Annotated in this window: 11 protein-coding genes; all 11 read left to right on the top strand. The window is 42.9% G+C overall.

Going from position 1 to position 15130, the window contains the following annotated elements; genetic code table 11:
* Window positions 1-15 precede the first annotated feature (15 nt).
* Window positions 16-1215, top strand: a complete 1200-nt coding sequence (locus IEY34_RS07605; protein ID WP_189009903.1) for a glycosyltransferase — start codon at window positions 16-18, stop codon at window positions 1213-1215.
* Window positions 1216-1217: 2 nt separating this feature from the next.
* Window positions 1218-2762 (top strand): lipopolysaccharide biosynthesis protein, encoded by a 1545-nt coding sequence (locus tag IEY34_RS07600; protein WP_189009902.1) that lies wholly within the window; start codon window positions 1218-1220, stop codon window positions 2760-2762.
* 185 nt (window positions 2763-2947) lie between these two features.
* Window positions 2948-6616, top strand: coding sequence for a fibronectin type III domain-containing protein (locus tag IEY34_RS07595; protein WP_189009900.1), 3669 nt, complete (start codon window positions 2948-2950; stop codon window positions 6614-6616).
* Between the two features lie 315 nt (window positions 6617-6931).
* A complete protein-coding gene (locus IEY34_RS07590) occupies window positions 6932-8761 on the top strand; it encodes a polysaccharide biosynthesis protein (RefSeq protein ID WP_189010131.1) in 1830 nt (609 codons plus the stop codon).
* A gap of 13 nt (window positions 8762-8774) precedes the next feature.
* Window positions 8775-9650, top strand: a complete 876-nt coding sequence (gene galU, locus IEY34_RS07585; protein WP_189009898.1) for a UTP--glucose-1-phosphate uridylyltransferase GalU — start codon at window positions 8775-8777, stop codon at window positions 9648-9650.
* A gap of 9 nt (window positions 9651-9659) precedes the next feature.
* The gene (locus IEY34_RS07580) at window positions 9660-10814 is read left to right on the top strand and encodes a glycosyltransferase family 4 protein (RefSeq protein WP_189009896.1); all 1155 of its coding nucleotides are present in this window, start codon (window positions 9660-9662) and stop codon (window positions 10812-10814) included.
* Window positions 10799-11908 carry a glycosyltransferase family 1 protein gene (locus tag IEY34_RS07575; protein WP_189009894.1) on the top strand — a complete coding sequence of 370 codons (1110 nt, stop codon included), beginning with the start codon at window positions 10799-10801 and terminating at the stop codon, window positions 11906-11908. Before IEY34_RS07580 ends, IEY34_RS07575 begins: the two co-directional genes overlap by 16 nt.
* 4 nt (window positions 11909-11912) lie before the next feature.
* Window positions 11913-12797 carry a glycosyltransferase family 2 protein gene (locus IEY34_RS07570; RefSeq protein ID WP_189009892.1) on the top strand — a complete coding sequence of 295 codons (885 nt, stop codon included), beginning with the start codon at window positions 11913-11915 and terminating at the stop codon, window positions 12795-12797.
* Window positions 12798-12818: 21 nt separating this feature from the next.
* A complete protein-coding gene (locus IEY34_RS07565) occupies window positions 12819-13895 on the top strand; it encodes an EpsG family protein (RefSeq protein WP_189009891.1) in 1077 nt (358 codons plus the stop codon).
* A gap of 19 nt (window positions 13896-13914) precedes the next feature.
* Window positions 13915-14949 (top strand): UDP-glucose 4-epimerase GalE, encoded by a 1035-nt coding sequence (gene galE / locus IEY34_RS07560; protein ID WP_189009889.1) that lies wholly within the window; start codon window positions 13915-13917, stop codon window positions 14947-14949.
* Between the two features lie 24 nt (window positions 14950-14973).
* A complete protein-coding gene (locus tag IEY34_RS07555) occupies window positions 14974-15120 on the top strand; it encodes a YwzD family small protein (protein ID WP_189009887.1) in 147 nt (48 codons plus the stop codon).
* Window positions 15121-15130: the final 10 nt, after the last annotated feature.

Below are 15130 nucleotides of genomic sequence, written 5' to 3'. Positions count from 1 at the left end.
ATGAGAGGGCCGAAGATGAAAACGATATTATTCGTTATTGATTCCTTACATAGCGGTGGTGCAGAAAAAAGTTTGCTTTCCTTGCTTACTTTATTTGATTACGAGAATTACAAAGTGGATTTGCTTCTGTTTTCACAGAAGGGACTCTATCTTCCTCTGCTTCCCAAAGAAGTTAATGTGCTGGAAGTGCCGCCATTTCTCCAGAGACAGTCTGGTGGACTCAAGAGCCTAATTACCGCCAGAAGATTTAAGGACCTATATTTAAGTGTCGGAAGGTCAATATCGCTAAGACTTCCGGCTCAAACCAAGAGGCTGCATAGTGCTCAGATCAGCTGGAAATGGTTATCCAAAGGGATAGAACCTTTAGATGGTCATTATGATGTTGCTATTGCGTACAGTCAAGGAACACCGACCTATTTTGTTACGGAGAAAGTGAAGGCTGACCAAAAAATGTGTTGGGTGAATACGGATTATAAAATGGCTCCTTATAACAATGAATTCGATACAAAATTTTATGGGCAATTTGATCACGTCGTCGCTGTCTCTGACTATAACAAAGACGTATTCACGGAAGAAATGCCCATAGCCAAAGAAAAAACGAGCGTCGTTTATGATATCGTCTCCCCAGGCCTCATTGTTTCTATGTCGGAGCAAGAGGGTGGGTTTCAGGATGATTTTGACGGAGTGAGAGTACTAACGATAGGCAGGTTAGTTGAGGCCAAAGGCTACGATCTAGCCTTAGAAGCTTGCAGCAAACTGATTCTAGAAGGATTTAAGCTTAGGTGGTATGTGATCGGGGAGGGGCAGTTGAAGGAGAAATTAGTGAAGACTGTGCAATCGCTTCACCTGGAAGAGAATTTCATTTTTCTTGGCACCTTTCAGAATCCCTATGTCTTTATCAAACAATGTGATCTCTATGTGCAGCCATCCAGATTTGAGGGGTTTGGTTTAGCCATAGCAGAAGCGAAAATTCTACAAAAGCCTGTCATTGCCACCAATTTCACCGTCGTTCACAATCAACTAATCGATGGCGAAAATGGTTTAATTGTTGAGATGAATGCAAATGCGTTATACACCGGAATTAAGAAGTTGCTGTCTGAACAATCCTTAAATGATAAAATACGCAGCCATTTAGCCAAAGAAGAGCTTGGAACAGAACGGGAAATTGAGAAAGTATATGCAATGATTGAGTCCTACTCAAAGACGGTGAGCTAAGCATGAGAGTCAAGAAGGCAAGTATCAATGTAGTTGTTAATTTATTGACCTTTATACTAGGTCTAGTCCCTTCATTTATTCTAAGAAAAGTATTTCTGGATACATTGGGGAATGAACTGTTGGGGTTAACCTCTTTATACACGAACATAATCGGACTCCTGTCTATTGTAGAATTGGGCATAGGCAGCGCCATTATTTACTCCTTATATAAGCCATTTGCCGAGGGCGATTATGTAAAGGTTAAAGGCTATTTAAATTATTATGCGAAGCTCTATAAGTTTGTCGGTTTTATTATTCTGGGATTAGGCCTAATCATGACTTTCTTTTTACATTTCTTTGTAAAAGATCAGGTCAACCTCATCGATGCACAGCTATATTTTCTGTTGTTTTTGGTCTACACACTGACCAGCTACTTTTTTTCTTATAAGTTATGCATTTTAAATGTAGCTCAAGATGGATATAAGATATCTATTGCGACTACGTTGAGCAAATTACTTATTTCTATCCTTCAATTTATGATGTTAAAATTTCTTCCCGACTTATATGTCTATTTGTGGATTCAAATTATTATCAATTTTTTGTTTTATTTGTTTATGAACCTATACATAGACAAAAAGTATCCATGGATAAGGAAAACACGGGGGCATATTACGACAGAGGAACGAACTTCTTTGGTCAAAAACGTGAAAGCCCTGTTTTTACATAAGATAGGCGGCATTCTAGTTCTAGGGACAGACAATCTGGTGATTTCGTCTTTCATTAACTTAACGGTTGTTGGGGTATTCAACAGTTACAGCATGATCGTAGGTGCTGCGCAGGGGCTAATTTCCACTTCCTTATCTGGAGTTGCAGCGAGTGTAGGAAACCTATTGGTGGAAGGAAGCAAGGATGTCATTTACAAGGTCCACCGTAAACTGTTCTTTTTAAGCTTTTGGATTGTGTCCTTTGCGACGATTTCTTTGATTAACACAATCCAGCAATTCGTTAGACTATGGTTGGGAGACAATCAAAGATTAGATAATTTAACAATTATATTATTGTTGATCAACTTCTATTTTTTCTTGATGCGTGGATCTGTCGAGCGGTTTAAAGAAGGCGGAGGGATCTATTATCAAGATCGCTTCGCGCCATTGGTCGAGGCGTCCATTAATTTAATTGCTTCCATTATCTTTATTCAATTAATCGGGTTGCCAGGTGTACTGCTAGGTACCTTATTAAGCAATGTAACGGTCATATTCTGGATCAAACCCAAAATGGTGTATAAGTACATTTTCGAGAAGAAACTAAGGGAGTATTTCAAAATGTACGTGAAGTTTTTGGTTATTGGTCTTATTCCATTAATCATTACGTATTTGCTCACTTCTCAGTTAAAGCACATAAACAGTGTTTATGCACTTGCCGCGAACTGCATGGTTCATATCATTGTGATAAATCTTATTTATTACATCCTATTTAGAAAAAATGAAGAGTTCATCTATTTCAAGGGACTGCTTCTGACTTTACTGGGAAAAATGAAGTTTAAATGGGGAACCTTGCCTATGCGATGATGAGTTCATACAAAGATCGCCGCTTTCTTGGTTATTGCTGGGGCTGAAAAGTATAAATGCAAGGAGACGAACAAATATAGAGTCTACAGATCATAAATTAGTGCGCTAGCGGAGATGAATAGGCAAACGTTCGTAGCATAAGCACCTTCAAATGAATATCTTTTTAACATGGAGGTGTGTATATAATGGCAGATGGCGGTGATTACAAAGTTGAGTTGGATCGTTGGGGTATAAAGAATAATGGGACAGAAGCATTAAACACTAGCAAGGGGATCAACGATGCATTGAAGTTTGCTTCTGATCAAGGTTACGCAGAGGCCATACTTCCAAAAGGCTTATATCTGATTGATGAGAATACGCCTATAGAGCCTCAAAGTTACATGACATTAAACTTAAATGGATCTACACTAAAAATCCAGAGCAATGGTTTAGTGGGTTATGCCATCATCATGTTTCAAAGAAATCAACAATTCTCAAGAGTTACAAATGGCATCATTCAAGGTGATAGGGACACGCATGATTACACGACCATTAAAAGTACCCATGAAGGCGGACATGGGATTTACGTAAATAATATTCCTATAATTGGTTCTAATATTAGGTTCCTTACGCTGGATAACCTTGAAATTCTGAATTGCACAGGTGATGGGATCTCACTTGGAAGCTTATACGGACAGATTGCTGGCTATACCTTTGATGGGAAATTTGAAAGTGGCAGAATCAGCCTCACGGATGGATCCTTGCAACCGGATAATAATCGAATTCGATCTTCTGTCAAGATCGACTTAAGTCAAGCGAATATCCTTAAGTGGGGTTACTTTGGACTCTATGGCGATAGTTACGGGGGACTTGGAACAGGTATAACTTCAGACTTGTACGATGTCATTTTTTATAATAAAGATGATACATGTTATTCAGCCAAATCGAACGTGCAATTTTATGATGAAGTTGAAGTCCCTAAAGGGCCAAGCTATGCGAAATTTGTTATTCATCAAGGTGCAGTACCAGCTGCAGGACAGACAACCCTCACGCTGAAAGTAGTTGAGTTTGCCAAGAATGTATACATCGAAAAATGCCGTATACATGATTGCAGAAGGTTGGGGATCTCAGTCAACGGAGCCAAGTATGTGTATATTAGAGGCAATGAGATTGACCATATTCAAGGAACTGCTCCGCAAGGGGCTATAGATATTGAGGATATGTATGATTTTAATCAATACATCTATATAGAGAATAACAACCTACACGATAATAAATCTTATAATATCATTGCTGTCGCAGGTAGACATATCAACATAACGAACAATGCGATTAATGGGGGTACACTTGCAATTAATGTCAGTGCGGATAAGGTGATTATGGAAGGCAATGATTTAAGAGATGTAGGTGCCCAACTTGCTGGACAAATTAATTTCTCCAATAATCATCTCTATGGCACTAAACTCGTACTTAGTGCAGGAGATCGAGATATACTTATAAACGGATGTCTATTTCATAATAGTGTGCTCAACGTAAATAGAGATAAGGCCTATAGTGTTGGCATTAATGATTGCAAGTTTAGCAATGACAAAGATTTCTTCAGCTCATATGCAGGTTTAGGCGCTACGCTTAGTTTCTCTATCGAACCTCAAACCTTCTCTGATTGTGTGATTGAAGGCAGCGGCGTTATGGGCAGCGCTTTAACCTGGGTGGCTAATGAAACGAAGAACGGTTGGATACTGAACAATATTACTTTTACCAACACCAAACATGATCAGAATATTATGACATGCTTGCCGCCAGGCAGGTATTCAGGCTGCAGGTTCTCTAATCCTGGTCCATTATCCATCGTTAATAACCCTCAAGCAGAATATGTATTTGATGGATGCGGGTTTGATTGGGATACGTATACGTTATTTACAACTGTTTCGGGTAAAAAAGTTGCTATGCTTCAAGTAAGCAACAGTACTTTTGCTGGCAAGCAAAATTCTGCCTTTACTCTTGCGGATATAGGCGGGGAGTTGATCTTTGCCCAGAATATTTTTAACTATACGACGGCTACTGCCAACGGAGCTATGCTCGATTTTGCATGGGAGACCTTCATTAGTGAACGTATAATTCTAGATGGAAATCGATTCAAATCAGACGTTGCCATGAAAGCGATTAACGCGGGGGATTCCCGTGCTTCACAGACACCAATTATTTTTAAGAATAACGTGGTTCAGACAGCAGTAGTCAATATCGTAGAAGATCCTAAACACCTACAGATCAACAACGTCATTAATGGCGTTCTCGATAGTAAAGTTAACAACATCAATGGAACAATAAATGATATCATTCCGCCACTTGCGGTAACCAATCTCAAAGTCGGGAATGTAACCTCTAGCGCGATAACAGTAACTTGGACCCACTCAATCTCTTCCGATACGGCTAAATATGAAGTAGGTTACAGTGTGGATGGAACGAATTATACCATTGCTAGTGACTCGGTAGTTGGGACTTCCTATAATTTAACAGGACTCAGCGCCAGCAAGCTGTATGTAATCCGAATTACGGCCATTGACATCTCTAATAATCGTTCAACTGATAACCCAACCGTACAAGTCCTCACCTCTACTGCCTCTAATGCCCCCAGCCCTGTAACCAATTTAAAAGTAGGGACACTCACAGCTGTTTCCATTAATGTGTCATGGATTCCATCCGCATCTGCGAATGCGATTATGACAGAGATTGCTTATTCTTCCGATGGTACGAATTATACAGTAGCCGGCCTTATTGATAAGGCAGTCAGCTCGTATACCATTTCAGGTTTAATAGCCGGAAAAACATATACAGTTCGGGCTGTAAGCCTTGATGTATCTATAAATAGGTCCATTGCAGCAACAATATCAGCTACGACAGCTAGCCTAGGTACTCCTGATACGATTGCTCCGGTTGTCAAAGCATATCCGGAAAGCATGACGTTTGCCTTCAACCAGACGGTATTTGTAAATTTAATTGCGAATAAAGCAGCGACAATCTACTATACATTGAATGGAGCTAACCCGACTATTGTAAGCTCTGTCTATCTCTCTCCGATTCCCCTCAATGCTACAACTACGTTAAAATACTTTGCCGTAGACACATCATTAAATGCATCGATTGTAAAGACTTCAACCTATAGCAAGATGACATTCGCAATACCGAATAGTACAACATTAACTAGTGGCCTACTTCATAACTATGACTTTAGTCAAGATACAGGTTCTACTCAAACGGACTTGGCAGGCGCTATGCCTTTGGTTCTTAACGGATACAATACGGATGGAACCGAAGGCAGGCAAGGTGCAGGTTTAAAATCCACAGGCACAGGCTATGCCAATAATCCCGATATAACTAACCTTGGAATAAGTATTGGCAGCTCCTTCACAGTCGTTGTGATGGGTGCGATTAATGTAGGCACGTTCTCAACTAATATTTTTAGCAGCAACAAGAATAACGTAGCGATCCAGATAGGGACACCTCAGGCTAGCATCCTAGGAAGATTTGTAATAGGCACTTATAACGTTGGCGCTTTTCATGTCCATCCTCAGGTGGTGGTTGCAGACGGTACAAGTGGAAATACAGTTATTGTCAGAGATGATGCCGCAACTGCTGATTCATCCATTGTGAATGGTAAGGTGTATGTGATCCAGTTAACCTATGATGCTAATAGCAAACAAGTTTCCTTGTTTCTGAATGGTTCGCTTAATCAGATAAAAGTGGTAAATAACCATCTTAAGTTTGATGGCCTAACGCTCAGTAACAGCAATACAACGGTTTGTGCGCTGCTCCTATATAACCGCATACTGACAAGTGCCGAATTAGTGCAAGTGAGCAAGGAGTTGTTAACTTGAGCGTAAGTTTTGGTGAGGGGGAAGCGATGCTTACCCCTATTTCGGCGCGTTGAGAATAAGATTTAGTTGATTCTTTATAATGAACAATTTTCGGTTATTTGGCACAGAATATTTACAATTACGCTGTTGACATGTTCGATATAAAGAACTAGAATGAGTCTATACAGAATTGTTCTTTATAAAGAATCATGCCACATTTTTTGTTCGTTCTCTGGTCGCAGTCTATTCTTTTTTGTAATCAGCATGTAGAAAGTAAAAAAATTTAAACATTTTGTTCTATATAAAGAATTTATTTTACGGAAAGGGTGGATTATTCTGTCATATCGTCAACGGTTATCGCTGCTCATCGCCATAGACTCCGTTATCGTGTTAACTTCAATTTTTGTTAGTCACTTTTTGTTAAGCGCTGATTTCCACTTAGTGTCGCTTCCGCTGGTTGTAAGCTCAATTACGCTGCTGCTAAGTCATCATTTCTTCTCATTGATCTATAAGCTCTATAAAAAGGCATGGGAACATGCCAGTATAACGGAGCTGTTGATTATTTTCAAAGCGATCACGTTTTCAATCATAACGGTCGCTTTCGTGCAGCAAATCATTGTTCACGACATTTACTTTCGGCTGCTGGCAGTGACCTGGATGCTGCATTCGCTGCTGATCGGCGGGTCGCGTTTCGGTTGGAGACTTATTCTGAGTACCTACATTAATAAATCTGTGAATAAGAAAAGAACGTTGATTGTTGGTGCAGGTTCGGCAGGGACGATGGTGGTCAGACAATTAATTAAGAGCATTGATGCTGAACTCTTACCTGTTGCTTTTATTGATGACAATGTGAATATACATAGCCTCGACATTCTAGGCATTCCTGTTAAGGGTGGGATCGAGATGATCGAGCAAACGGTAAAAGACCTGAATATCGATCACATTATTATCGCGATTCCCTCTCTGAGCAAAAAGGAATTAAACACCATTTTCCAAGAGTGTACGAAGACCAAAGCGAGAACACAAACGCTTCCGATGCTGGAGGATCTTGTATCAGGCAAGCTTTCTGTCAATCACTTCATGGACGTACAGGTGGAGGATTTGCTCGGACGTCAACCGATTGAGCTGGATATCGAGAGCATCTCGGAGTATATCGCCAATCGCGTGGTGCTGGTGACCGGGGCAGGCGGGTCGATTGGTTCTGAAATTTGTCGGCAGGTGACGAAGTTTAATCCTCAGAAGTTGATTCTTCTAGGCCACGGTGAGAATAGTATTTATAGCATTGAAATGGAATTAAAGGATACATACGGACGGACAGAAATCGAATTTATGACAGAAATCGCGGATGTGCAGGATGTTAAGAAAATGATGTCGATTATGAATAAATATCGGCCGAGTGTCGTCTATCATGCCGCTGCCCATAAGCATGTGCCGCTGATGGAGCGCAATCCGGAAGAGGCTTTTAAGAACAATGTTATAGGCACAATGAACGTGGCGATGGCTGCAAGCCAGTATGAGGTAGATACATTCGTCATGATATCGACGGATAAGGCGGTCAATCCGACAAGTGTGATGGGCGCTACGAAAAGAATGGCAGAAATGATTATCCAAGACATGGATAAAACGAGCAAGACGAAGTTCGTGGCTGTGCGTTTCGGCAATGTACTGGGCAGTCGCGGCAGCGTGATACCTCGGTTCAAGCAGCAAATTGTCAAGGGCGGTCCTGTTTCCGTGACGCATCCTGATATGATTCGTTACTTTATGACGATTCCTGAAGCTTCCCGCCTCGTTATACAAGCTGGCGCGCTAGCAAGAGGGGGAGAAATTTTCGTGCTGGACATGGGAGAGCCGGTGAAGATTGTTGATCTGGCTAAGAACTTAATCAAGCTATCTGGGAATTCCTTAGAGGATATAGGTATCGAATTTACGGGTATGCGGCCGGGAGAAAAGCTGTATGAAGAGTTGTTGAAAGCTGATGAAGTGGATGGAAAGCAAGTGTTTCCGAAAATTTATATTGGCAAAACAGCAAATCTCTACATGGAAGAGATCAAAGAAATTATTTCCATCTATACCACATTGGATAAAGAAAGCTTGCGAACACAGTTGCTGGATTTAGCCAATAGCAAGGTCATTCCGATTCCGAAAAAACTAGTCTCGATTGGCTAAAAGGAGCAACGACATGAAAGTAAGAAAAGCGATTATTCCCGCAGCGGGTCTGGGGACACGTTTCTTGCCAGCGACCAAGGCAATGCCCAAAGAAATGCTGCCTATTGTCGACAAGCCTACGATTCAATTCATTGTTGAAGAAGCCATCGAGTCTGGCATCGAAGATATTCTTATCGTAACTGGCAAAGGGAAGAGAGCCATTGAGGATCACTTCGATAATTGCTTTGAGCTAGAGCAGAATTTGTTTGAGAAACAGAAATTCGAATTGCTAACGGAAGTTCAGAAGTCTTCCCGCGTAGAGATTCATTATATCCGTCAGAAGGAGCCGAGAGGTCTTGGACATGCCATATGGTGCGCGCGCAAGTTTATCGGCAACGAACCCTTCGCAGTGCTCCTGGGTGACGACATTGTTCGGGCACAACAACCTTGCCTGGAGCAAATGATGCTGCAATACGAGAAGCTCGAAGCTTCCATCATTGGCGTGCAGCATGTGCCGCTTCAAGAAGTGTCGCGTTATGGCATTGTGGACGGACAAGAAATAAATAAGCGGTTGTTCAGCGTCAACCACTTAGTGGAGAAGCCGAAACGGGAGGAAGCTCCTTCGAATCTGGCGATCATGGGCCGGTATATTCTAACACCAAGAATTTTCGATATTTTAAGCAATCAAGGGCCGGGTTCCGGCGGTGAGATCCAACTGACAGATGCGATTGCGGAGTTGAATCGGCTTGAATCTGTCTATGCGTATGAATTTGAAGGCCAGCGATTCGATGTGGGGGAGAAGTTAGGTTTTATCCAAACTTCCATTGATTATGCGCTGCAGCGGGAAGATCTGAAATATGATCTGCTCAAATACCTTGCCTCTATTGTAGAGAAGGAATTAATTAAGTAGGGGATGCAGATGCCGAAGAAAGTACTGTTTTGTGCGACGGTTGATTATCACTTCAAAGCCTTTCATATTCCCTATATGAAATGGTTTCAGGAGCAGGGCTGGGAAGTCCATGTTGCTGCTAAAGGAGGTATGGAGCTTCCTTATGTAGATAAGAAGTATAATCTTCCGATACAGCGATCACCTTTCAAGCTAATGAACTTGAAGGCGTATGCCCAGCTTAAATCAATGATCAAGGAGCAAGAATTCGACATCATTCATTGCCACACGCCGATGGGTGGCGTATTAGCCCGATTGGCAGCACGGGCAGCCAGGAAGAAGGGGACAAGGGTCATCTATACGGCTCATGGTTTTCACTTTTGCCAAGGCTCCTCTCTGGCGAGTTGGTTGGTTTATTATCCATTGGAGAAAATTCTTTCTTATTTCACGGATTGCTTGATTACCATTAATGAGGAAGATTACCGATTGGCTGTTTCCCGGAAATTCCGCGCTCAGCACGTAGAGTATGTACGTGGCGTGGGTGTTGATACAGAACGTTTCAAACCTGTGGGTGAGGCGGATAAACGGGAAATGAAACAGTCTTATGGATTTCAGCCAGAGGATATTCTGCTCTTCTATGCGGCTGAATTCAACTCGAATAAGAATCAACAGATGCTAATACGAGCTCTCTCCCTCATCAAAGCTGATGCTCCCAGCGTCAAACTTTTGCTTGCTGGAGAAGGCGCATTGAAAGAACAATGCCAGGAACTCGCTGATCAGCTGGATGTTGCTGGGAACGTCTCGTTTCTGGGATATCGCAATGACATCGATCAGTTATTGCCGATGTGTGATATTGCGGTAGCCTCAAGCCTCCGTGAGGGGCTGCCCGTGAATATAATGGAAGCTATGGCCTGTGGACTTCCGATTATTGCCAGTAGGAATCGGGGTCATCATGAGCTGGTTCACGAAGAGCAGAATGGTTATCTGGTAACGCCTAACGATCATGAGGCGTTGGCAGAGAAGATGAAGCTGCTTGTGCATAACAAGGAGTTAAGGGTTCATATGGGCTTGCAAGGCCGCGAATTAGTGGAACAGCGGTACGCAATCCAGCAGATTTTGGCAGAGAAGAGCAGGATATACGCTCTATTCATGGACGAAAAGGTGGATGTCATGTGGGCAATCCAATAAGAATTCTACACGTAGTGGTGAATATGAACCGCGGAGGAGCCGAGACCCTCCTGATGAATTTGTATCGGAATGTGGACCGTACGAAGGTTCAGTTTGATTTCCTAACCTGCAAAACAGGCGCCTTCGATGCGGAGATTCAGGAGATGGGAGGGACGATCCACCGCATTCCCTATGTTTCGGATATTGGTCATAAGGGATATATTCAAGCGTTGGATGACTTCTTCGCTGCCCATCCCAACTATAAGATCGTTCATGCCCATATGGATAAAATGAGTGGATTCGTGCTGCGCGCAGCGAAGAAAGCCGGAACACCGATTCGGATTGCACACAGTCACAATACGAGCAGTGAGGGCGGAATCGCAGCCAAGGCTTACAAATGGTTCGCGGGAACATTCATCAGATCCTGCGCGACCCATTTTGTAGCCTGCTCACGGAAAGCAGCCCAATGGTTATTTACCAATCAAGAGAAGAAAGCGCTCATTCTCAAGAATGGCATAGAAAGTGATAAATTTGCTTTCTCGCCTCTGGTGAGAGATCAGGTCAGACGAGAACTGAAACTGCCAGCAGATGCCTATGTCGTTGGTCATGTCGGAAGATTCGCCCAGCAGAAGAATCATGCTTTTCTGATCGATATTTTTGCCCAATTAAATCGTGAGAAGCCGGAAACGCTATTGGTTTTAGCAGGTGACGGACCGCTAAGAGCGCTTGTGGAGAAGCGAGTTAAAGCATTAAATTTGCAAGACAAGGTTAAATTTCTAGGCGTACGAACGGATATTACGCGGCTGCTGCAAGCCTTCGATATGTTTGCTTTCCCTTCCTTGCACGAAGGGCTTCCGGTGACGCTCATTGAGGCGCAAGGCGCAGGGCTTCCTTGCCTGATATCGGATCGAATTACGCAAGAAGTGGATATGGACATTCATTTGGTAGAACGCTTGTCGCTGGGGGACAAAAAGGAGTGGGTAGACCGAATGAAGCAGCTCATTGCGGGAACATTTCCCCGCCAGATACCCGCTTCCTCCTTATCCAGCAAGGGATACGATATTAAGAGTACAGCAGCGTGGACCGAAGGTTTTTATTTAGGCATATCGGGGTGATGATGTGAAGCGGTTGACAGTGTTTACGCCGACGTACAATAGAGCCTATTGTCTGGGGCAATGTTACGAGAGTTTGAAACGACAGACGTCCAAGGATTTCATATGGCTCATTATTGATGACGGATCAGCGGATGATACGCGCGAGTTGGTGGCAGGTTGGATAGCCGAGAAGGAGATCCAAATTCGTTATCATCAGCAAGAAAATCAAGGGATGCACGGAGCTCATAATACGGCGTATCAGCTAATTAATACGGAGTTGAATGTATGCATTGATTCCGACGACTATATGCCGGATGAGGCTGTGGCCAACATTCTTGCGTTCTGGGCACAACATGGAAGCGAGAAGGTGAGCGGAATCATCGGGCTGGATGCCTACACAGACGGTCGATTGATTGGCACGAAGCTGCCGGAAGATCGCAAGACTTCAACGCTGTTCGAATTGTACAGCAAATATGGTGTTACTGGAGATAAGAAACTCGTCTATCGGACGGAACTGACGCGGGATTATCCCTACCCCATTTTTGAAAATGAGAAATATGTAGGCTTGGCCTATAAGTACTATATGTTGGATCAGCAATATGAATTGCTGCTGATGAATCATGTGCTCTGCCATGTGGAGTATTTGCCAGACGGCTCCTCCATGAACATGCTCAAGCAGTATCGCAAGAACCCAAGAGGGTTTGCTTTTTACCGTAAAGAGCTGATGAAACTCCCTTTTGCAAGCTTGTTGTTTAAATTCCGGCAATCAATTCATTATGTGTCCAGCAGCTTAACGTCGAAGAATCGCAGCTTCATGAAGGAAACGCCGGCCAAATGGCTGACCGTTCTAGCGATTCCGCCAGGCATTTTCCTCTATTGGTACATGATTAGAAAGACAAGAATCTCTTAAACATCCGAAAGGAACATCTGAATGGCTATCATATGGGTTAATCTGATTGTCGTCTACATCGCCTCCTTCCTTTCCCGCCAACTGGCCAAACCAGTGACGATCGGCTCTGGCCTCTCTGTGATGAAGCCTAATAAATGGTTAGCCGCCATTGTGATGGCAACCTTCGTACTTATAGCTGGATTGCGCAACAACATTGGGGATACGTTCTTTTACATGTATGCCTACAAGCTCAATGCTTTTACCTGGAATCAAGTGAAAGCTGAGAAGGATATCGGTTTTGGCGTTTTGCAAATGATATTGAAAGCCTATACGGATAATCCGCAATTGTTAATATTTCTAACGGCCTTAGTAACGAATGTACTGATCGTCTATGTGTTATACAAGTATTCCAAACTATTCGAAGTTAGCATTTATGTTTACATCACTTCTGGTCTGTACATTGTATCCATGAACGGGGTGCGCCAGTTCTTGGCATCCGCCATTGTATTTGCCGCTACGAAATACTTATTTGCGGGAAACTGGCAGAAATATTTTCTCGTTGTCGCTTTTGCTTCAACCTTTCACGAGAGTGCTTTAATTCTCATTCCGATCTATTTTGTGGTGAGAAGGAAGGCTTGGACATCCTCGACATTTGTTCTTTTCGTTCTGGCGATCGTGCTGATTTTGGGATATAACGTTTTGTCGGATCTGATCTTCTCAGCCATTGCAGATTCCCATTACAGCGAATACAAGAATTTCCAGGAAGGCGGAGCTAGCGTCATTCGCGTAGCAGTTGGGGCCGTCCCACTAATTTTTGCTTATCTGGGCAGACACAAGTTGAGAGAGATGTTCCCGCAAAGTGATTACATAGTCAACATGTCATTGCTGAATTTTGTGATTATGGCTGTTGCCACACAGAACTGGATATTTGCCAGATTCACAATCTACTTCGGCCTATACAACGTTCTCTTGATTTCATGGGTCATAAGTTTATTTGTAAAAAGACAGCAGAAGCTGATTTACTACGCAATTCTAGGTTTCTATGCCGTTTATTTCTACTACGAGAACGTGATTACGTTAAATATTATTTATAGAAGTGATTATTTGAAATTATGGTAATGGAATGGAGGAAGAAAGAATGTCAATCCTTGTAACTGGCGGTGCTGGCTATATAGGAAGTCACACGTGTTTGGAGCTGTTGAGTGCCGGCTACGACATCGTGGTTGTCGACAATCTTGTGAACAGCAGCTTGGAAGCCATCAGACGTATGAAGGCATTAACAGGCCAAGAATTCCCGTTTTATCACACCGATCTCTTAGACCGACAAGGAATGGAAACGATTTTCGAACAAAATCAGATTGATGCTGTCATTCATCTTGCAGGTTTAAAGTCAGTAGGGGAATCGGTGAAACAGCCTTTAAGTTATTACCACACCAATATGACGGGTACCCTCGTACTCCTTCAGCTCATGCAAGAGCATAGGGTGAAACGGATTGTCTTCAGTTCATCAGCGACCGTATACGGAACGACCGAAAGCGTGCCGATTGCTGAGGATGCGCCACTTGGGGCAACGAATGCATATGGACGAACGAAATTGATGATTGAAGAAATGATGACGGATCTGCATGCATCCGATACGGAATGGAGTATTGCGCTGCTGCGCTATTTCAATCCAGTCGGAGCTCATAGCAGCGGATATCTTGGCGAAGATCCGAACGGCAAGCCGAACAACCTGATGCCATTTATTACACAAGTAGCGGTAGGTCGATTGAAAGAGCTGCAGATTTACGGAAACGACTACGCAACGCCAGATGGCACGGGTGTTAGAGACTACATCCATGTCGTGGATTTGGCGCGAGGGCATCTGAATGCTCTTGAGAAGGTGATGGCAGGATCAGGCATAGAAGCCTATAACCTAGGGACTGGGCGCGGTTACAGTGTGAAAGAGATCATCACTGCATTCGAGAAAGTAACCGGCATATCCATTCCTCATACTTTTACGAATCGAAGAACGGGTGATATCGGGATATGCTACTCGGACCCTTCCAAGGCAGAAAGGGAGCTCGGATGGGTCGCTCAGAAAGGGATCGAGGATATGTGTCAAGATGCTTGGCGCTGGCAAGCGAGCAACCCTTATGGTTATCAGAAAGACGTTTATCAATATCAAGTTTAACTAATTCAGAATGAGGTTGTATTCATGGATATTTCGGCGTTGACGAATCAACAAATGAAAGAAATTGTTATGGATGTCTACCGTTTGGGCAAGGATTCCGAACATCTTCAAGCCAAAGATTTGATTGAAGAAATCAAAAAGCAAATCATTTCCGTCTTGAGGGGGACATAGATTGTCAGCC

The sequence above is a fragment of the Paenibacillus marchantiophytorum genome, assembly GCF_014640555.1.
GTDB classification, from domain to species: domain Bacteria; phylum Bacillota; class Bacilli; order Paenibacillales; family NBRC-103111; genus Paenibacillus_E; species Paenibacillus_E marchantiophytorum.
The sequence above is the reverse complement of the archived record's forward strand: the minus strand, read 5'-3'. Positions and strand labels throughout refer to the sequence as shown.